The sequence below is a fragment of the Lactococcus ileimucosae genome, from assembly GCF_943193185.1.
Classification (GTDB): Bacteria; Bacillota; Bacilli; order Lactobacillales; family Streptococcaceae; genus Lactococcus; species Lactococcus ileimucosae.
In genome coordinates this window covers 1-18,888 of sequence record NZ_CALPDE010000017.1, presented here as the reverse complement: position 1 = coordinate 18,888, position 18,888 = coordinate 1, and the positions used below count along the sequence as shown (strand labels likewise).

At 39.1% G+C, this 18,888-nt stretch carries 21 protein-coding genes, 1 riboswitch and 1 other annotated feature; of the genes, 20 read left to right on the top strand and 1 reads right to left on the bottom strand.

The features are described from left to right. Positions 1–27 precede the first annotated feature (27 nt). From NFR51_RS08100 to rplL, 18 genes are all read left to right on the top strand, one after another. Complete coding sequence (locus NFR51_RS08100; protein ID WP_251713201.1) at positions 28–453, top strand: DUF3284 domain-containing protein; 426 nt, start codon at positions 28–30, stop codon at positions 451–453. A 4-nt stretch (positions 454–457) separates the two neighbouring features. Next, a complete protein-coding gene (locus NFR51_RS08095) occupies positions 458–1,465 on the top strand; it encodes a GNAT family N-acetyltransferase (protein ID WP_251713200.1) in 1,008 nt (335 codons plus the stop codon). A gap of 291 nt (positions 1,466–1,756) precedes the next feature. Further along, positions 1,757–2,080 (top strand): PTS sugar transporter subunit IIB, encoded by a 324-nt coding sequence (locus NFR51_RS08090; protein ID WP_251713199.1) that lies wholly within the window; start codon positions 1,757–1,759, stop codon positions 2,078–2,080. A gap of 38 nt (positions 2,081–2,118) precedes the next feature. Continuing rightward, entirely contained in the window at positions 2,119–3,216 is a 1,098-nt protein-coding gene (locus NFR51_RS08085) for a DUF871 domain-containing protein (protein WP_251713198.1), read from the top strand. Between the two features lie 46 nt (positions 3,217–3,262). Continuing rightward, the gene (locus tag NFR51_RS08080; RefSeq protein ID WP_251713197.1) at positions 3,263–4,744 is read left to right on the top strand and encodes a PTS sugar transporter subunit IIC; all 1,482 of its coding nucleotides are present in this window, start codon (positions 3,263–3,265) and stop codon (positions 4,742–4,744) included. Between the two features lie 18 nt (positions 4,745–4,762). Then, entirely contained in the window at positions 4,763–4,969 is a 207-nt protein-coding gene (locus NFR51_RS08075) for a hypothetical protein (protein ID WP_251713196.1), read from the top strand. A gap of 2 nt (positions 4,970–4,971) precedes the next feature. Beyond that, positions 4,972–5,109 carry a hypothetical protein gene (locus tag NFR51_RS08070; RefSeq protein ID WP_251713195.1) on the top strand — a complete coding sequence of 46 codons (138 nt, stop codon included), beginning with the start codon at positions 4,972–4,974 and terminating at the stop codon, positions 5,107–5,109. Positions 5,110–5,501: 392 nt separating this feature from the next. After that, positions 5,502–7,151 (top strand): FAD-dependent oxidoreductase, encoded by a 1,650-nt coding sequence (locus NFR51_RS08065; RefSeq protein ID WP_251713194.1) that lies wholly within the window; start codon positions 5,502–5,504, stop codon positions 7,149–7,151. Positions 7,152–7,339: 188 nt separating this feature from the next. Further along, the gene (locus NFR51_RS08060; protein WP_251713193.1) at positions 7,340–7,675 is read left to right on the top strand and encodes an arsenic metallochaperone ArsD family protein; all 336 of its coding nucleotides are present in this window, start codon (positions 7,340–7,342) and stop codon (positions 7,673–7,675) included. 4 nt (positions 7,676–7,679) lie between these two features. After that, a complete protein-coding gene (locus NFR51_RS08055; RefSeq protein WP_202230635.1) occupies positions 7,680–8,120 on the top strand; it encodes a deoxycytidylate deaminase in 441 nt (146 codons plus the stop codon). A gap of 117 nt (positions 8,121–8,237) precedes the next feature. Next, on the top strand, positions 8,238–8,990 hold the full coding sequence (locus NFR51_RS08050) for an acyl-[acyl-carrier-protein] thioesterase (RefSeq protein ID WP_251713192.1): 753 nt from the start codon (positions 8,238–8,240) through the stop codon (positions 8,988–8,990). A gap of 6 nt (positions 8,991–8,996) precedes the next feature. Then, the gene (locus NFR51_RS08045; RefSeq protein ID WP_251713191.1) at positions 8,997–9,767 is read left to right on the top strand and encodes a TIGR01457 family HAD-type hydrolase; all 771 of its coding nucleotides are present in this window, start codon (positions 8,997–8,999) and stop codon (positions 9,765–9,767) included. Position 9,768: 1 nt separating this feature from the next. Continuing rightward, the gene (locus NFR51_RS08040) at positions 9,769–10,404 is read left to right on the top strand and encodes a TIGR01906 family membrane protein (RefSeq protein WP_251713190.1); all 636 of its coding nucleotides are present in this window, start codon (positions 9,769–9,771) and stop codon (positions 10,402–10,404) included. A 171-nt stretch (positions 10,405–10,575) separates the two neighbouring features. Further along, positions 10,576–11,565, top strand: coding sequence for a GMP reductase (gene guaC / locus NFR51_RS08035; protein ID WP_251713189.1), 990 nt, complete (start codon positions 10,576–10,578; stop codon positions 11,563–11,565). 134 nt (positions 11,566–11,699) lie between these two features. After that, entirely contained in the window at positions 11,700–12,368 is a 669-nt protein-coding gene (locus NFR51_RS08030; RefSeq protein ID WP_251713188.1) for an SDR family oxidoreductase, read from the top strand. A gap of 150 nt (positions 12,369–12,518) precedes the next feature. Continuing rightward, a riboswitch (FMN riboswitch) is annotated at positions 12,519–12,635 on the top strand. 100 nt (positions 12,636–12,735) lie between these two features. Further along, on the top strand, positions 12,736–13,320 hold the full coding sequence (locus NFR51_RS08025; protein WP_251713187.1) for an ECF transporter S component: 585 nt from the start codon (positions 12,736–12,738) through the stop codon (positions 13,318–13,320). Between the two features lie 119 nt (positions 13,321–13,439). Beyond that, positions 13,440–13,566, top strand: a sequence feature (ribosomal protein L10 leader region). 33 nt (positions 13,567–13,599) lie between these two features. Continuing rightward, positions 13,600–14,115 (top strand): 50S ribosomal protein L10, encoded by a 516-nt coding sequence (rplJ, locus tag NFR51_RS08020; protein WP_202230620.1) that lies wholly within the window; start codon positions 13,600–13,602, stop codon positions 14,113–14,115. Positions 14,116–14,193: 78 nt separating this feature from the next. Next, on the top strand, positions 14,194–14,559 hold the full coding sequence (rplL, locus tag NFR51_RS08015) for a 50S ribosomal protein L7/L12 (protein ID WP_251713186.1): 366 nt from the start codon (positions 14,194–14,196) through the stop codon (positions 14,557–14,559). Between the two features lie 45 nt (positions 14,560–14,604). Here the strand turns inward: rplL and NFR51_RS08010 are convergent, their stop codons facing one another. Then, on the bottom strand, positions 14,605–14,769 hold the full coding sequence (locus NFR51_RS08010; RefSeq protein WP_251713185.1) for a hypothetical protein: 165 nt from the start codon (positions 14,767–14,769) through the stop codon (positions 14,605–14,607). A 322-nt stretch (positions 14,770–15,091) separates the two neighbouring features. Between NFR51_RS08010 and gshAB the strand changes: the two genes are divergently transcribed. Together gshAB and NFR51_RS08000 are read left to right on the top strand one after the other, a co-directional pair. Next, positions 15,092–17,356 (top strand): bifunctional glutamate--cysteine ligase GshA/glutathione synthetase GshB, encoded by a 2,265-nt coding sequence (gene gshAB, locus NFR51_RS08005; protein ID WP_251713184.1) that lies wholly within the window; start codon positions 15,092–15,094, stop codon positions 17,354–17,356. A 215-nt stretch (positions 17,357–17,571) separates the two neighbouring features. Continuing rightward, positions 17,572–18,738, top strand: coding sequence for an MFS transporter (locus tag NFR51_RS08000; RefSeq protein ID WP_251713183.1), 1,167 nt, complete (start codon positions 17,572–17,574; stop codon positions 18,736–18,738). The last annotated feature ends 150 nt before the right edge of the window (positions 18,739–18,888 follow it).

Here is an 18,888-nt window from a genome sequence, read left to right as displayed (position 1 = left end):
TATTCTAAGCAATAGGAGAAATCTCATATGAAAATCACTAAAACAATTAATGCTCCTGTCGAGTTTGTCTACAATCAGATTTTGGATTCGTCACTTTATGATATCGAAAAACACACTGGTCGCAGACCGGATATCAAGTCTCTTAATGGCTTTGAGTACTCAAAAACATTTGGCAAAAACCAACATGGAACCATCACAATTGATGAAGTAGTGAAAGCCAATAAGTACGCCTTTACCACTAAAACTATTCGCAACACATTCAATACACGTTGGAGCTTTCAACCTGTCAACAATAAGCAGACGGAGATAACGATCGAAGAAAGTCGTACTTCAAGCGGAATGATTCAAAAATTGAATGATATGTTTGTCGGAACGCTTCTGGGTTACTGGAAAAAACGTCAAATGATTGCTATTTTAGAGCACATTGAACAAGCTTATAGTGGTGGGAAGTGAGTATATGGAAAAGAAGCAACATGAACTTTTAGACCTCGCGACTTATGCTTTTAACAAGCCAAGAAGTAAGGCGCGCGAAGAAGCGTTTGAGAAGCTTTTGAGTTTTTCAAAACCTTACAGTTACTGGGAAAATGATAAGTTATCCTCTATGATTATTGACACTTCTTTTCGGGTCTACTGGAAGGAGGCTAAACTGAAGATGTCGGGGATTGGCTATGTTGCCTCTTATCCCGAATTTAGAGGAAATGGCAGTATTCGTAAGCTCATGACCGATATTTTGGAGGACAATTATGAAGCTGGCACTGCCTTAAGCTATCTGGCACCTTTCTCCTATCAGTTTTATGGTCAATTTGGTTATCATTACGCTTTTGACCAGAAAGCCTATACGGTACCTGCCCAAGAATTTCCCAAAGGCAAAAAAACAGTGGGGCAAGTGCAGCGCCGTGCTATAAGTGAAGAGCTTTTTGAAGATATGGCCGAGGTACATGAGCACGTCTATAACCAAGGGTCGCTGGTCCGCCCGAAACATGTTTGGGAATACTACTTTGAGTATAAATCACAGCCTTACTTTGCAACTTATGAAGAAAATGGCAGAGTTCTAGGCTACTTAATTTATGAATTTGCAGGTACGGCTTTTATAATCCGTGAATGTATTACGTTGACCCAAGAAGCTAAAGCCGCACTTTATCGCTTTGTATCGAGTCATGCAGCAAGTTTTGAAGTCATCAAGTGGACGGCACCGTCAAATGTATTCCTCGAATATGATTTGGCTGAGCCATCAAGGACACAGTTGCAACTGCAACCCTATATGCAAGCACGCATCGTTAATCTTCAAGCCTTTTTGAAGGTGAATGGTCAACCCACATTTTCTGCACGTATTGTCGATGATATTTTGCCACAAAATAACATCTGTGTTGGTCCTGAAACAGACGAGCCAGAAGAAATGACAATCGGTGCATTCACTGCACGGGTCTTGCGTGAGAATAAAGCCATTCTGCGCGAATATTTTTAAAGCTAGCAATAAAAACGTCAAGTCTTAACATTTTTCATAAGATTTGGCGTTTTTATTTACTTAAACTAAAGGATAAAACTTTTTTTGTTTCTAAATTTGTAACATGTTTCGCAAATCGGGACGAAATTTAAAGTTTTTATTAGTTTTTAAAAAACGAAAGCGCTATAAATAAGGATTTCATTAAAAAATATTTGTTTTTTCGCTTAATATTGTCAGAACAAATTATATTTGAAATCGATTTCTGAAATCGCTATACTATTGGTATAGATAAAAAAGAAGGAGATTATTGAAATGGCAGATAAAGTTATTGCCTTGGCCTGTGCAGCAGGCATGTCAACCTCATTACTCGTGACAAAGATGCAACAAGCCGCACAAGAAGCAGGAAAAGATTATGAAATCTATGCTAAATCTGTAGCCGAAATTGACAACATGTTGTCTGGCTCAGAAAAACCAGATGTTTTGCTTCTTGGGCCGCAAGTGGCTTACATGAAAAATGAAGTCATTAAGAAAGCAGCAGCAGTTGGCGTTCCTTGTGATGTGATTAAAATGCAAGATTACGGCATGATGAACGGAAAAAATGTTGTAGCGGCAGCAGATGCCTTGATGAATGGATAATGAGAAAATCTAGAGTTCTAGAGTAAGAAAGGAGTATTATGGGAAAACTAGGTATCTCTATCTATCCAGAACGTTCCAACTTTGAAGCTGACAAAGCCTATTTAGACTTGGCTCATCACTATGGTTACACACGCGTCTTTACTTCACTTTTAGAAATTAAGGGAGATAAAGAAGCTGTTCTTGAGGGCTTTACGAAAGTGATTGATTATGCAAATAGCCTTGGTATGGAAGTCATGGTAGATATTAATCCTGCCCTGTTTGAGCAACTTGACATCTCTTATGATGATTTAAGTTTCTTTGATGAGATGGGTGCGGATGGTATTCGTTTGGACCTCGGATTTACAGGGGCTGAGGAAGCGCGTATGACCCGCAACCCTTATAATCTTAAGATTGAGATTAACATGAGTCAGGGAACAAGTTATGTGGACAGTATCATGGACTACTCCCCCAACATCGAAAACTTATTAGGCAGTCATAACTTTTACCCTCACCGTTATACAGGTCTAGCGTTTGACCACTATGTAAAATGTACAGAAAAGTTCAAAAAGTATAACTTAAACACAATGGCTTTTGTGAATTCGCATGAGGCGACATTTGGACCTTGGCCTACTCAGGATGGTCTATGTACATTAGAAGAGCATCGTAACCTTAGTCTAAAGACTCAGGTGAAACATTATAAGCTCTTAGGTGACATTGATGACATAACCATTGCCAATGCTTATGCGAGTGAAGCAGAGCTGAGAGATATGGCAGAAGCCTTTCATGCACGGATGCCTGAACTTAAAGTTGTTCCACGCCCTACAATGACGGAAAATGAACGCAAGTGTGTTTTTGAAGCGACGCATAGTTATCGTGGCGACCGTTCAGAATATATGCTACGTTCGACCATGACTCGCGTTATCTACAAAGATTTGGATTTCCCGCCACATGATACAGACACAATAAAACCAGGCGATGTGATTATTGACAATGATGGATATGGTCAATATAAGGGAGAAACACAAATTGCCCTAAAGGAAATGAAAAATGATGGCCGGGTCAATGTTGTTGGACATATCTCAGAAGACGAAATGTTCTTACTTGACTTCATCAAGCCCTGGAGTTCGTTTAAATTTATTGAAAGTGATGAGCTATAATTTATAACCTTATACGCAAATAAATTAAAATTTTAGGAGGAATTCTATGAACGGAATTACGATGTGGATGGAGAAATATCTCGTCCCAGTAGCAGCTAAAATCGGGTCGCAAAAGCATCTGGTTGCCTTGCGTGACTCATTCATTGGTATCCTGCCAGCAACACTGACAGGTGCCCTTGCAGCGATGGTATCAGCCATCGTCACAACTTTCCCGCAGTCCATTCAACAAATGGTTTTGGGCCCAACCAAGTTTGCCCAACTCGCACCAGAAGAGGTGTGGACACTTGCTAATACACCAATCATTGGCGACTTAAACAACATTTCAACACTCGTCAACCAAGGGACTTTGACAGTTATTGGTCTTATCTTTGCTTTCTCTTGGGGTTACAATTTGGCGCGTGCTTACGGTGTCAATGACCTAGCTGGTGGTGTTGTTGCAGTTGCCACTCTCTTTGCTGGTTTGCCAAACCAAATGCCAAAATTCTTGGATGCTTTAGGTGCGAGCGATGCTGGAGTAGCCGCAACAGATAAAATCAATGGTGTACTGACTGGACAAGGTCTTGCAGCATGGAAACCCCTCTTTGCTGCCGCACATATGGATGCCGGTGCTTACTTTACCATTATCATTATGGGTGCCCTTGCAGTAATTATTTATGCTAAACTTATGTTAGCAGATATTACCATCAAGATGCCTGAGTCAGTCCCACCGGCTGTAGCAAAAGCTTTCCTTGCGATTATTCCAACGATTACTGCTATCTATGCGGTGAGCTTGGTCTACTATGTTATTGATAAACTTACAAATGACTCTGTAATTAATTTAATCACGCACTACATTGCAGAACCCTTCCAAATCCTCTCACAAAACATTTTCTCAGTTCTTATTGTCACACTCTTCGTCTCCATCTTCTGGTTCTTCGGACTTCACGGACCAAACGTCTTGGCGCCTGCTCTTGACGGTATCTGGCTCCCTCTTGGTCTTAATAACCAAGCCCTTTACTTCCAAGTTCACTCAGACGGTATTCGTGACTTAGTAGCGCGTGGTGCGATTGATAAAGCACATGCCATTAACGGTGACTATGTCAGTCTTTGGGTTCGTGGCTCCTGGGATGCCTTTGTCTGGTTTGGTGGATCTGGTGGTACAATCACCTTAATCCTTGCGATTTTGATCTTCTCTAAACGTAAAGATTATAAGACAGTAGGACGTCTTGGTTTAGCACCAGGTATCTTCAACATCAATGAACCCGTGCTCTTCGGTATGCCAATCGTGCTGAACGCCATCTTCTTTATTCCATTCTTAATTGCACCATTGGTGGCGGTTGTTATCGCCTATGTCGCAACAATGCTCCATTTGGTGGATCCGGTAGTCAGTGCTGTACCGTGGGTAACACCACCAATTATGAATGCCTTCCTTGCTACAGGCTTTGACTGGCGTGCGATTATCCTAGCGATTGTCAACCTAGCTGTTACATTCGCCATTTGGACACCATTTGTCATTGCAGCAAACAAGATGGAAGAACCCGAATTATAAAAAACAGAAAGGAACCTAATGATTATTGTTAATGTAGCTATGATGCAAGAAAAAGTAATTCAACTTCTAGAAGAAAATGGATTTACATATCAGGGAAAACAAGGATTGAAACTTTATTTCCAAGAGCCGAGTAATGACATAACTACGGCTGCTCAAACTGCAAAACGCTTCATTAAACAATCTTCATTTGGTTCAGCATTATTCTTTAACGTTGAGGAGGTTTAAATATGGCTTGGATATATGCATTGCTTAGTTTGTCACTCTTACTTCTAGCTTATCAAAACTGGAGTTTTGGAGGTACACTCTTAATTCTATCTGTAGTCATGCTTATACTTGCACGACAAAAGAAGAAAAAAGAAGAATAAAGAGGTTCGCCTGAGCGGGCCTCTTTATTCTTACTTTTGAACGTGACTTTATAGGACAGCGCTGTAGGAAATATTTTATAAGGCATATATCTGTCAGGACGTAGCTCAGAAGTTATTTCTTGACTGTATACCCCTAAGGGTATATAATGGGTGTATTAAGAAATTTGAGGAAATTCATGGATATCTTGAAGCCACATTCCAACATTAAGTAATATTCCGCTGAGCCATTGAGCTGAAAGAGATATGGGAATAGAAGCGAAAAGTCACAGGATCTGCTTATTGTTAGATGTTCAGTACGACCTTGCAAGACTTTATAAGTACAAGGAACAACAATTATAAATACAGGCAGTGGTGCAAGTTTGGGATGATGAATTAAAAAGTAGGAGAAGAAAATGTCTAAAAAATATCTTATTGTTGGTGGTGTTGCTGGAGGGATGAGTGCAGCAACTCGTCTCCGTCGTTTACAGGAGGATGCAGAAATTATTGTTTTTGACAAAGGGCCTTATGTGTCTTTTGCGAACTGTGGTCTGCCTTATTATCTTTCCGGTGAAATCGAGTCTAGAGATAAGCTTATCTTACAAACACCAGAAAGCTTGAAGCAACGTTTTAATCTAGAAGTTCGTCCTGATTCAGAAGTTGTTTCTATTGATAAGGATTTGAAGGAAATAACGGTTGTTTCTGATGGAAAGATGTATAAGGAAAGCTATGATTTCCTTATCTTATCTCCTGGAGCCAGTCCTTTCATCCCAGATATAAAGGGCTTAGCAGAAGCTAAGAATGTATTTAGTTTACGTAATATCCCTGACTTGGATAAGATAACAGGCTATATGGAACTTAAACATCGTAAGCAAGCTGTGATTGTTGGTGCAGGCTTTATCGGTTTGGAAATGGCTGAAAACTTGAGAAAACTTGGCTTGGATGTGACAGTTATTGAGAAGGCAGATCACGTTTTGCCCACACTTGATAAAGAAATGGCTCTCTATATCGAAGAAGAGTTGGAACGAAATGGCTTAAACGTTATGACAGGACTTTCTGTTGTTGAGTTTCAAGATGAAGGCAGGACAGTGATTCTTGAGAATGGCGATGTTTTAACTGCTGACGTAGTTATTCTTTCAGTAGGAATTCGCGTAGAGTCCAAGTTGGCAGCTGATGCTGGTATCGCACTGGGGATGAGAGGGGCTATTCTGGTGGACGAGCACTATCAAACTTCAGTACCGGATATCTATGCTGTAGGCGATGCTATCCTTGTTAAAAATCAAATCACCAATCAAGAGGCGCTTATCTCTCTAGCAAGTCCGGCTAATCGTCAAGGACGTCAAGTGGCCGATATTTTATCCGGACTTCCTGTGACAAATAAAGGAAGTATCGGAACAGCTATCGTTAGAGCCTTTAACTTAACAGCAGCTTCAACAGGAATTTCGGAAAGACAAGCTCAGGAGCTGAATTTGAAGTACAAAGCAGTACACATAACAGCAAATGATCACGCGGGTTACTATCCGGGCGCAAGCTCTATTCTACTTAAGCTTATTTTTAATCCAGAAGATGGACAAATTTATGGTGCATCAGCCTTGGGGGAGAAAGGGGTTGATAAACGTATTGATGTTCTAGCTACAGCAATCAAAGGAGGTTTGACTGTTTTTGATCTTCCAGAGCTGGAGCTGACTTATGCACCGCCGTTTGGCTCGGCAAAAGATCCTGTTAATATGATTGGTTATGCAGCTATGAATATTGCTATGGGACTGTCTGACAATATCCAATGGCATCAGTTGAAGGCGGAACTTGCTAAAGGTAAAGTATTATTAGATGTTCGTCAAGAAAGCGAAGTTGCACAAGGCGGTTTTGAAGAAGCAATAAATATTCCTTTAGATGATTTACGTGAGCGTCTTGATAAACTTGATAAAAATAAAGAATATATCGTGAGCTGCCAATCAGGGCTTCGTTCTTATACTGCTGAACGTATTTTGAAACAGGAGGGCTATAAGGTAGAAAACCTTGATGGTGCTTATGGTCTTTATAGTAAAGTTATGGGAAATCTTGATTGAAAGCGATGGAAAGAAGGTGAAACAGAGCTTCGGCTCATGTTAGCTAAAATGAAAAATCTGAATGGCGTATACAAAATCACGCGATTCAGGTTTTTTTATTTTTGCGAGCTTTTCTATAAAAACTTTTCCTGAATTTGCAGGTTTCATATGGTATAATGTTAAAAAAATATTGTTAGATTGAGGGAAAAATGCGACTCGAAATATATGAGGAAAAATCAGAAGGTGCTGGGTCTGCCATTGCTCAGGTCTTTGCAGCTTTCAGCGAAGAAACAGAAAATGAACAGCTACAAACAGCACGTTATAATCTGGAAGAACATCCGGACCTGTTTGCCCGTCATCCATTAGTCAGTCAAGCCATGCAGAATATGAAACAAGCTCTGCCATTAACGATTGTTGATGGTGAAATTATGCTGATAGGGGAGTATCCTGATATGGAAGATTTGACGGAAATCACGGGAATGAACTTCCAAGATATAAGAAATAAGGATTGCCAATGCAGCAATTGTAAATGTGGAAAGGGATAATATGATGATTGAAAATTTTCAACGGCCAACGAAGGAAGAATACTTTAAGGAAATTGTTGAGGTTGTCGCCAAGCGTTCGACTTGTACGCATGCGCAAGTGGGAGCACTCTTAGTGACAGCTGATGGTCAGATACTCTCAACAGGCTATAACGGTTCTGTGGCACTTATGCCACACTGTACTGATGTTGGATGCTTAGAAGACAAAGACGGCCACTGTATTGCTACAGTACACGCTGAACAGAACGCAATTGCCCAAGCAGCAAAGCACGGTGTTTCTCCTGAAGGAGCCATTCTTTATACCACCCTCTTTCCCTGCATTGCCTGCCTCAAACTGGTATTGGCAGCAGGAGTAAAGCATATTAAGTACATCAATGAATACCATGCCAAAAACCCTTATGAAGAAGAGCTTATTGAAACTTTGGGCATTCAAGTTGAAAAAATATAAAAAATTTTAAAAAGCCTGTGTTTTCTATACTGATGGAAGTTGAACTCACTTTTAATTTTGTCAGTAAACTTCTTTTTTACTCCAGCTTTTTATGTCTATTTTTGCTAGAATAGAAGAATGGGAATAAAATACAGTCAAACACATAAAGTCGCCTTTTATGAGAGCGACACTCGAGGGAAAATGAGAATATCTGACATTCTTGCTGTGGCCCTTCAAACTTCGGGAGAACAGTCGTATACATTGAACCGCAGTGACACATGGGTTTATGACAACTTTAATCTGTTTTGGGCTGTCGTTGAGTATGAGATTCATCTTTATAAGCTTCCAGAATTTAATGAAGTTATTACGATTGAAACAGAAGCTACCTCCTATAACAAATTTTTCTGTTATCGGGACTTTATTTTCAAAGATGATAGTGGTGAAATTTTAGTCAAAATAAGTTCCACATGGGTTTTGATGAACAAGGATACCCGAAAAATAGAACGTGTGGTTGATGAAATTGTTGCACCCTATGAGGCGCCAAAAGTCAGTAAGATTATCCGTCCACATAAGTATCTTGCTGTATCAGAAGAGGCAAGTTGTAACTTAGCGTTTCCCGTCCGTTTTTCTGACCTTGACATGAATGGTCATGTCAACAATGCCAGATATTTTGACTGGGCTGTTGATCAGTTGGATTATGATTTCCGCATGACATATGAGCCCAAGAAAATATATATACGGTATAATCATGAGCTACTTTACGGAAATCATGAATTTATCCAACCTGTCTTTGAATTTCAAGGAAATACAAGCTGCCATATCATTAGGAAAGATGGTGTAGATAATGCTAATATTGAAATTGTATGGTCGAAAATAAGTGAGGAGGACTAAGTACAGATGAAAAAAGATTATAAGGGTTATCTTATTGATTTAGACGGTACGATTTATATGGGAAATCATCGGATTCCGGCAGGAGAGGATTTTATTCATCGCTTGCAAGCAGCCAATATTCCTTATTTGTTTTTGACGAACAATACAACAAAAACGCCGCGCGTGGTCCAAAAACGTTTAGCAACACAATTTAATATTGAAACACCTTTGGATACAATCTATACAGCAAGTGCAGCAACTGTAGATTACATGGATGATTTGGGCTTGGAAAAAACGGTCTATGTTATCGGTGAGGATGGATTAAAAGAAGCGATCTATGAAGCAGGCTATAAAAAAGAGCGTGAAAATCCAGCCTATGTTGTTGTTGCTTTAGATACCGATCTCACGTATGAAATGCTTGCTTTGGCGACGCTCGCTATCCATAAGGGAGCTAAGTTTATTGGTACAAATCCTGATTTAAATCTCCCAAGTGAACGTGGTCTTTTGCCTGGAGCAGGTTCGTTGGTCAAGATGATTGAAGCTGCAACACGTGTGCAAGCAACTTATATTGGAAAACCTGAAGCAATCATTACGGAAAAGGCGGTTAAAAAATTAGGAATACCTAAAGAAGAATTACTGATGGTTGGGGATAACTATTTGACAGATATCCGTACAGGGATTGACAACGGTATTGATACTTTATTGGTCACGACTGGCTTCACTAAAGCAGAAGAAGTGCCCGACCTTCCAATTTCTCCAACATATGTTGTTTCGAGTTTGGAACATTGGGAAGTGTAGCATGCGAGAACGTCTAATTTTTACGAGTGTTATTTTATGGGGAACAGCTACTGCAGTCAGTTTAACCTTACTGTTAGCTGTTCCTCTCTTCTATATAGATATTCATCTGGAAAATTTGCCGCAAGCATCAGGTCTTCCAGCAGAAACACTGAGACATAATTTCAACATACTTATGGCTTATCTTGTCAATCCTTTTGCAACTGGCTTGCATATGCCAGACTTTCCTTCATCTCCCGATGCTTTGCAGCACTTTAGAGATGTGAAAAAACTTTTCATGCTTGCTTTAGGGCTTATGCTTGCACTAAGTCCGGCGATTTTTCTCTTTTTAAAGGAACATCTGGCTATCGTCTATCATAATGGCCTACGTTTTGTGATGGGTACACCTCTGTTTATAGGATTGGTCGCTGCGTTGATAGGTTTTGACAACTTTTTTATCTATTTTCATGAAATCTTTTTCCGAGATGACACATGGCTTTTTAATCCTGATACAGATCCTATCATTAACGTTTTAACAGAAAATTACTTTATGTACACCTTTATCTTGTTTCTTATTCTCTTTGAGCTGCTCTTTTTTCTTCTTTATTGGTCAGGAAATAAGCGCGTACAAAGAAAAAATATCGGAAAAACCGAACAATGAGCCGTAAAACTGATGTGAAATCAGTTTTTTTCTATTTTTTTAAGTCAATATGCGGTAGAATAAATAAGGAAGGTTTGGTTGCAGAGATATTTATCGCCAAACTAGAGAAGTTTTCGTAGAGGAAAACTCGGTCGGTATTCTGTAATAACAAATGAATAAAGAGGCATTTTTATGAACACAATGGTTCCAGTTTTTGATTACGAAGATATCCAACTTATTCCAAATAAGTGTATAATTAACAGTCGTAGCGAAGCAGATACGTCAGTTAAGTTAGGAGCTCATACCTTTAAACTCCCTGTTGTTCCTGCAAATATGCAAACGATTATCGATGAAAATATTGCTGAAATGTTAGCCAAGCAAGGTTATTTCTATATTATGCATCGCTTTGAAGAAAGTACACGTAAAGACTTTATCGAAAAGATGCATGCTCAAAATCTTATTGCATCGATTTCTGTTGGTGTTAAAGACAATGAACGTCAGTTTGTCCGTGATTTGGCGGAAACAGCAACTATTCCAGATTACATTACTATCGATATTGCCCATGGGCATGCCAACTCTGTGATTGAGATGATACAGCTCATAAAACGTCTCATGCCGCAAGTCTTTGTTATTGCTGGTAATGTGGGAACCCCTGAAGCCGTTCGCGAATTGGAAAATGCTGGTGCGGATGCGACTAAAGTTGGCATCGGTCCAGGCAAAGTTTGTATCACAAAGGTAAAAACAGGTTTCGGAACAGGCGGTTGGCAACTTGCAGCTCTTCGTTGGTGTGCAAAGGCTGCAAGTAAGCCAATCATTGCTGATGGTGGCATTCGTACACATGGTGATATTGCAAAATCTGTCCGTTTTGGTGCAAGCATGGTTATGATAGGCTCTCTCTTTGCCGCACATGAAGAGTCTCCAGGTAAAACCATTGAACAAGAGGGCAAGCTTTACAAAGAATATTTTGGCTCGGCGAGTGAATATCAAAAGGGTGAGCATAAAAATGTTGAAGGGAAAAAAATCCTCTTGCCGCACAAGGGCTCTCTGAAAGATACACTTAAAGAAATGCAAGAAGATCTTCAGAGTTCGATTTCCTACGCAGGTGGACGTGATCTCAATGCTCTACGCAAAGTGGATTATGTCATCGTGAAAAACTCAATTTGGAATGGTGATGCGTTATAAAATGGAAAAAGCTGTCAACTTACTGACAGTTTTTTATGTCGTTCAAAGTCAATTATTTTTGAAAGCCCGCAAAGGATGATGTAGAATGTTAGTGAAGATAAAAAATTGATTCATTTTAGAAAGTAAGGAGTATTATGAAAGTACTTGTAGTTGGTGCAAATGGAAAAGTTGCTAAACATTTGGCAGAAAACTTAAAAGATTATCCTGAAATTCAAGAAAAAGCTGTTATTCGTAAAGAAGAGCAGCGAGAATTTTTTAAGCAACTTGGGATTGAAACAGTCATCTTGGATATCATCCATAATTCGATTGAAGAATTCGCGGCAGCGATGTCTGATGTTGATGCGGTAGTTTTTAGCGCCGGCGCTGGTGGCTCTGGTCTAGATAAGACAATCATGATTGACTTAGATGGAGCAGTTAAGGTCATGACTGCCGCAGAAAAAGCCAATGTTAAACGTTTCATTATGGTAAGTACTTTCCGTGCAGGACGTAAAGAAATAAGTCGCCAAATTAAGGAAAATTCTTCACTGAAAATTTACACTATTGCGAAAAATTATGCTGATGAATGGCTAAAAACACGAACAAACTTGGACTGGACGATTGTTCACCCCGGGATACTGACAGATCAATCCAGTACAGGTAAAATTAATCTAGGAAGGTATGTGGAAATAGGAAATATTCCCCGTGAAGATGTGGCTAAAGTGATTCTTGAAACCTTAAGAAATGACTTTAGCATCAGAAAAGAATTTGAATTTGTCATGGGAAATACCCCAATCTCTAAAGCTGTCCAAAGTCTTAATGACTGATACGCAAAAGGAAAGTTTTAAATGTCGCCCTTATCAGGTGGACAGCACAAAGTGTTTAGTGTTGGATAAAAGCTTCAACGGTTTTTCGGACTTTAAATCTTGACTCAAAAACTTATTTTAACCTAAAAAAGTTTTTTTGTGATATAATAAACTTATCTTCAGGGCACCGTGAAATTCGGGACCGGCGGTTAAAGTCCGCGAAGCTGAAAAGCTTGATGTGGTGTAATTCCACAACCGACAGTAAAGTCTGGATGGGAGAAGAATAAGAGATAGGACCGGTTCTTTTAGGGCTGTGTCAATTTTCGCCGATATTCAAATGCTCCCTTCAAAATGAAGAAATATTATTTTCTATTTTGGAGGTTTTTTCGTGTCAAATTCAAAAACACGTCGACTCACACTTATCGCAATGCTTAGTGCAATTTCATTTGTACTGTCCTACCCCATGTTCCAATTTGCTTTGGTTCCGAGTGCCAGTTTTTTAAAAATTGATTTTACAATCTTGCCTATTTTGATCGGGTTGTTTATGCTTGGCTTGAGCAGTGCTTTTGCCATTCTTATCATTCGCTCATTTTTATGGCTCTTGTTAAACAGTGACGGCGTAAATACCTATATTGGCCTTCCGATGAATATCGTAGCTGTTACAGTATTTGTACTGGTACTTTGGTTTTTCCTCCGTCACAAATTTAGCTTACGTAATTACATTATGGCAACCCTCTCGGGGACTTTGTCTTTAACCGCAGTGATGGTAATACTTAACTATGTTTATGCAATTCCCCTTTATTCAATGTTTGCTAATTTTGATATCGCAACGATGTTTCCAGGGGGTATTTCAGCTTATATTGGTGCTGTTATTGTCTTTAACATCTTAGAGGGGCTGATTTTTGCAGGGAGTTTCGCTTTACTGTACTGGGCGTTACGCGGTTCAAAAGCAATCAAATTTATTAACGCTTAAAAATAAAAAAATAGCCCATAATGCGGGTGAACAAAAGGATAAAATGATCATGGCTTGGTGAATGATCATTTTTTTATTTTCTTCTTGCATTTCTTTCTAACATCTGATATACTAATAGAAGTTCTGAAAAGGACTGACCGAAGACAGTTGGGGACGTTAGTCATAAGCATCCAACCGAGGACAAACATTTTAAACAATGATTGAACTCTCTATGTCTTTTGGTCGTGGGGATTTTTATTTGCAAAAATTCTTACGAACAAAATAAAATGGAGGTAAAAAATGAGCGATTACAAAGTAAACGAAGCAACTATTGCTAAGAAAGCTGAGTTGGTTAACGTCTTTGCGGAAAAATTTGAAGCTGCGACATCTATCGTTGTTGCAAGCTCACGTGGTTTAACTGTAGAACAAGACACTCAACTTCGTAAAGAGTTGCGTGAAGCTGGTGTGGAATTCAAAGTTGTTAAAAACTCAATCTTGCGTCGTGCAGCTGAAAAAGCTGGACTCGAAGCATTGAACGACAGCTTCGTAGGTCCATCAGTAGTAGCTATCTCAAACGAAGATGCTATTGCACCTGCTAAAATTTTGAGCGAATTTGCTAAAACAGCAGATAAACTTGAAATCAAAGCTGGTGTTATCGAAGGAAAAGTTTCAAGCAAAGAAGAAATTGCAGCTATTGCATCTCTTCCAAACCGCGACGGTCTTCTTTCTATGCTTCTTTCAGTGCTTCAAGCACCTGTCCGCAACGTGGCTCTCGCAGTCAAAGCTGTTGCAGAAAAAGAAGAATCAGCTGCTTAATTCCATTAGGAATAACAGTAAGCAACTTTTATATCGGCGGATTTACGCAACAAACTAAAATTTACTAGGAGAATCAAAATGGCATTGAACATTGAAAACATCGTTGCTGAACTTGAAACAGCAACAATCCTCGAACTCTCTGAGCTCGTTAAAGCAATCGAAGAAAAATTTGACGTAACTGCAGCTGCTCCTGTAGCAGTAGCAGCAGCTGGCGGCGAAGCTGCAGCAGCTAAAGATTCATTTGACGTTGAATTGACAGCAGCAGGCGACAAAAAAGTAGCTACAATCAAAGCTGTTCGTGAAATCACTGGTCTTGGCTTGAAAGAAGCTAAAGAACTCGTTGATGGTGCACCAACAATGATTAAAGAAGGCGTTGCAGCTGCAGAAGCTGAAGAAATCAAAGCTAAATTGGAAGAAGCTGGTGCTTCAATCACACTTAAATAAGAATTATATACTTGTTTGAATGCGGAAATCCGATTTACCTGACTTTTATTGCATTGAGCGATTATAAAAATTAGGTCTTGAGTTAGCATTTGTTGCCACGATAATTTCTCTTGGCTCAGGCTTGACGTTTTCTTTTTTGCTGCAGGCGGTCAAAACCCCAAAAGAAGTGAGAGAAAATAAGGCGAGACTTAAAACTAATTTTTTATTCATTTTTTATATTAATGGATTTCTACAAATCCTTCCTTTCTGTCTATTTTTATTTTAACAAAATTTAGAAATCCATTAGCTTTTTATGTTTAGAAATTTTGGGTATAGTCAAGTAAGAAATGAGGGCAAAAAGAATAGTAATATGCTAAAACACACATTTAAACCACAAGGAATACAAATTTATCTAGAAACGGACTCTCTTGACAATGAACAATAAATAAAATGCATTTTTATTTCGGCCAGTGACGGGGAGTAACATGATATAATAACAGTGAGTGCTTTAATAAATTTATTAAAAATAAAATATAGAAACTAGGAAATAAAAATGACTATTTCTTATCAAAAAATATTATCAAGTTCAAAAGTAAGACCTTATCTCTTTCAAGCACATTTCGGTTTAGAAAGAGAAGGACATCGTGTGCGTCCAACAGGAGAGCTGAGTACCCTGTCTCATCCTAAGTGTTTAGGAGCACGCAGCTTTCATCCCTATATTCAAACTGATTTTTCAGAAACACAGATTGAAGCAATTACTCCAGTTTTTGACCATCCAAAGCAAGCCTTACAGTTTATGGAAGCCCTTCATGATGTCATTATCCGCTCTCTTGAAGAAGAGGAGCTACTCTGGGTGCAATCTATGCCTCCCGCACTTCCAGAAAATGAAGGTGACATCAGATTGGCTGAGCTTGAAAAAGAAAAGGATGTGGCTTACCGTCAGGGTTTAGCCCTAAAATATGGTAAACGTAAGCAGATGGTATCTGGTATTCATTATAATTTTGAATTTGCGGATGTCTTGCTTCAAGCGATGTGGGAGCAGCAGGAAAATGTAGACTTTCAAGACTTCAAGACAGAAGTATATATGAAACTCGCTCGACAATATTTGCGCTACATGTGGATCATTACTTACTGTCTAGGTGCCTCTCCACGCGCAGAGTTTGGATTTTTCACCGGTGAGGCAGAAGTGCCTCAACAGCCTGTCCGGTCTATCAGAAATTCAAAGTTTGGTTATCGCAATGCTCAGGAAGTTTTCGTCAGCTATCAGAGCTTGGAGAAGTACTATGATGACTTGTCGGCTTATGTTGAGGAAGGCGCATTGTCAGAGATGAAGGAGTTTTATTCTGCTGTACGTTTACGGGGTGGAGCACGTGCAGAAGAGCTTATGGAAAGTGGCATTCAATATGTAGAGTTTCGCAACTTTGACCTCAATCCATTTGCCCGTGTAGCAATGGATGAGGATACAAGTCGTTTCATCCATCTTTTTGCGCTTTATCTTATTTATATGGATGAGGAAGATTGTACAGACACAAGTCAGAGACTGGGCTATGAAATCAATGATTGTGTTGCCTTGGAACATCCCTTGAAAAAGACGAACTATTACGAAGAAGGCCAACAGTTTTTCTCACAAATGCGTCATTTTGCGCAGACATTGAATCTTTCACAAGAAGATCAGGGTATTATTGACAAATTTGCTCAGATGTTGGAAAAGCCAGAAATGACAATAGCAGGGCAAATGGAGTTGGCTTATCAAGAGAACGCAAATTTTGCCTTAGAATTAGCAAAGGATTATCGCAAGAAGACCTATCAATATCCTTTTCAGCTGGCAGGATTCACTGACTTAGAGCTTTCTACTCAAAACTTGTTGTTCGATGCGATTCAGAAAGGATTAAAAGTAGAAGTTTTAGATGCTCAAGATCAGATGGTTTCTCTCACATACAAGTCGCATACAGAAATTGTCGAAAAAGGAAATATGACTTCCAAGGACTCTATGGTAGCCTATGCCGTCATGGAAAATAAGGTGGTGACGAAAAAGTTACTGGATCGTGCACAACTGAAAACGCCTAAAGGACAAGAGTTTAGAGAACCTTCAACGGCCTTGGCGGCTTATCCGCTATTTAAAGATAAGCCCATTGTCATTAAGCCAAAATCAACAAATTATGGCTTAGGTATTTCTATATTTAAGCAACCAGCAACGGAAGCGCAGTTTAGAAAAGCGTTAGACATTGCCTTTCATGAAGATAAGGAAGTTATTGTTGAAACCTTTGTTACGGGAACGGAATATCGGTTCTTTGTGCTTAACGGCAAAACAAGAGCTGTTCTCCGACGAGATGCAGCACATGTTATCGGTGATGGCCTATCGACTATTGCACAACTGGTAGAATCAAAAAATGAAAATCCTCTACGAGGAGTTGATCACCGTTATCCTCTGGAAAAAATACAAATCACTGAAACAGAAAAGTTAATGCTTGAAGTACAAGGCTATACAGAGCAGAGCATACCTGAAAAAGGAGTGAGGGTAAATCTTCGAGAAAATTCAAATATCTCTACAGGTGGTGATTCTATTGATATGACTGATGAAATGCCCGAGGCTTATAAAGCGATTGCTGAACAAGTGGCTCGAGTATTGCAAGTGAATATTACAGGAGTTGACATTTTAATTGAGGATCTCACGGATGAGTCTGCATCGGACTATAGTATCATTGAGGCGAATTTCAACCCGGCAATGTTGTTTCACCTATACCCGCTTAAAGGGAAGGGGAGACGTGTTACTATGGATGTTTTAAGCTATTTATTCCCAGAGGTATTTGCTTCATAAGTAAAAGTCTGACATTCAGAAAACAATATGTTTACTCATTGTAGACTATTGTAAGAACATTTCAACCTAAAAGATAGAATGATAAATGCGATACTTTTTTATTTTATTGTATAATATGATAGAATAGATGGGTATTAGTAAATAGAATAAGATAAAAAGACGGTTTCAATTTTTTTGAATCTGTCTTTTTATCGGATGATTGGGGGTGTAACTTTATGAAAAACAAAAAATGGATGATTAATTTAGCGATTTCCAACCTACTGCTGGTCTTCTTAGGAGTGGGCCTTGTTATTCCTGTTCTACCACCATTAAAAGAGCAAATGCATTTTTCAGGAACAACCATGGGAATGATGATTTCGATTTTTGCAATTGCTCAATTGATTGCATCGCCTGCTGCAGGATATTTATCAGACAAGGTTGGACGAAAAAAGTTGATTGCCTTGGGGATGATTATCTTTTCTTTTTCGGAGCTTTTATTTGGCTTAGCACAGGTCAAAGCCGTATTTTATATCTCACGCGCATTAGGCGGTATTGCAGCTGCCTTGCTCATGCCTTCAGTAACAGCCTATGTTGCAGACTTAACAACACTCGCTGAGCGTGCCAAGGCTATGGGGAAAGTTTCAGCAGCAATTAGCGGTGGATTTATTATTGGTCCTGGTGTAGGTGGCTTTATAGCAAAATTTGGGATACGGGTGCCTTTTTATGTGGCTGCCTTGTTAGCATTTGTTGGCTTTATCTTAAGTATGACTGTGCTTAAAGAGTCGGAGAAAACGATGGATATTAATCCTGAAGCAACTCAATCCTCGTTTCTAGATATTCTTAAAAATCCAATGTTTACGTCGCTTTTTGTTGTTATTTTGATTTCCTCATTTGGATTACAGGCTTTCGAGTCGATTTACAGCATCATGGCAACGATTAATTTCGGTTTTACAATGAGCGAAATTGCTTTGATAATCACTGTCAGCGGTATTCTTGCCCTTTTCTTTCAACTTTTCCTCTTTGATTGGATTGTCGAAAAAATTGGTGAACTGCACCTGATTCATTTGACTTTCTTCGCAAGTGCTCTCTTTATTGCTGTTATCGCTTTTACAGGAAATAGAATAACTGTAGCCTTATCAACCTTTGTTATTTTCCTCGCTTTTGATTTGTTCAGACCCGCAGTCACAACCTATCTCTCAAAGCATGCAGGAGATCAGCAAGGAGCGATTAATGGTTTGAATTCAACCTTTACAAGCTTCGGTAATATTTTAGGGCCATTGGCGGCAGGGATGATGTTCGACATTAATCACTTTTTCCCTTATTATATTTCAGCGATTATTTTATTTGGAACCGGAATACTCTCAATGCTTATGACTCGTAAAAGAAAGCAAGCAAACTTTTAAAAAAGCATTGCATCAGAAACTACCGAAAGATGAGAAAAATCATAAAAGAAAATAAAAAGGAAGCACTCTGAACAGCTCCTGTTAAAATGGACAAGAAATAAAAAAATATTTCGTCCATTTTAACAAGGAGCTTTTCTCATGCGTAAAAAT

Excerpts from the sequence above, each read along its gene's own strand:
- NFR51_RS08100 (WP_251713201.1), top strand. The coding sequence starts at position 28 with ATGAAAATCACTAAAACAATTAATGCTCCTGTCGAGTTTGTCTACAAT.
- NFR51_RS08095 (WP_251713200.1), top strand. The coding sequence starts at position 458 with ATGGAAAAGAAGCAACATGAACTTTTAGACCTCGCGACTTATGCTTTT.
- NFR51_RS08090 (WP_251713199.1), top strand. The coding sequence starts at position 1,757 with ATGGCAGATAAAGTTATTGCCTTGGCCTGTGCAGCAGGCATGTCAACC.
- NFR51_RS08085 (WP_251713198.1), top strand. The coding sequence starts at position 2,119 with ATGGGAAAACTAGGTATCTCTATCTATCCAGAACGTTCCAACTTTGAA.
- NFR51_RS08080 (WP_251713197.1), top strand. The coding sequence starts at position 3,263 with ATGAACGGAATTACGATGTGGATGGAGAAATATCTCGTCCCAGTAGCA.
- NFR51_RS08075 (WP_251713196.1), top strand. The coding sequence starts at position 4,763 with ATGATTATTGTTAATGTAGCTATGATGCAAGAAAAAGTAATTCAACTT.
- NFR51_RS08070 (WP_251713195.1), top strand. The coding sequence starts at position 4,972 with ATGGCTTGGATATATGCATTGCTTAGTTTGTCACTCTTACTTCTAGCT.
- NFR51_RS08065 (WP_251713194.1), top strand. The coding sequence starts at position 5,502 with ATGTCTAAAAAATATCTTATTGTTGGTGGTGTTGCTGGAGGGATGAGT.
- NFR51_RS08060 (WP_251713193.1), top strand. The coding sequence starts at position 7,340 with ATGCGACTCGAAATATATGAGGAAAAATCAGAAGGTGCTGGGTCTGCC.
- NFR51_RS08055 (WP_202230635.1), top strand. The coding sequence starts at position 7,680 with ATGATTGAAAATTTTCAACGGCCAACGAAGGAAGAATACTTTAAGGAA.
- NFR51_RS08050 (WP_251713192.1), top strand. The coding sequence starts at position 8,238 with ATGGGAATAAAATACAGTCAAACACATAAAGTCGCCTTTTATGAGAGC.
- NFR51_RS08045 (WP_251713191.1), top strand. The coding sequence starts at position 8,997 with ATGAAAAAAGATTATAAGGGTTATCTTATTGATTTAGACGGTACGATT.
- NFR51_RS08040 (WP_251713190.1), top strand. The coding sequence starts at position 9,769 with ATGCGAGAACGTCTAATTTTTACGAGTGTTATTTTATGGGGAACAGCT.
- guaC (WP_251713189.1), top strand. The coding sequence starts at position 10,576 with ATGAACACAATGGTTCCAGTTTTTGATTACGAAGATATCCAACTTATT.
- NFR51_RS08030 (WP_251713188.1), top strand. The coding sequence starts at position 11,700 with ATGAAAGTACTTGTAGTTGGTGCAAATGGAAAAGTTGCTAAACATTTG.
- rplJ (WP_202230620.1), top strand. The coding sequence starts at position 13,600 with ATGAGCGATTACAAAGTAAACGAAGCAACTATTGCTAAGAAAGCTGAG.
- rplL (WP_251713186.1), top strand. The coding sequence starts at position 14,194 with ATGGCATTGAACATTGAAAACATCGTTGCTGAACTTGAAACAGCAACA.
- NFR51_RS08010 (WP_251713185.1), bottom strand. The coding sequence starts at position 14,769 with ATGAATAAAAAATTAGTTTTAAGTCTCGCCTTATTTTCTCTCACTTCT.
- gshAB (WP_251713184.1), top strand. The coding sequence starts at position 15,092 with ATGACTATTTCTTATCAAAAAATATTATCAAGTTCAAAAGTAAGACCT.
- NFR51_RS08000 (WP_251713183.1), top strand. The coding sequence starts at position 17,572 with ATGAAAAACAAAAAATGGATGATTAATTTAGCGATTTCCAACCTACTG.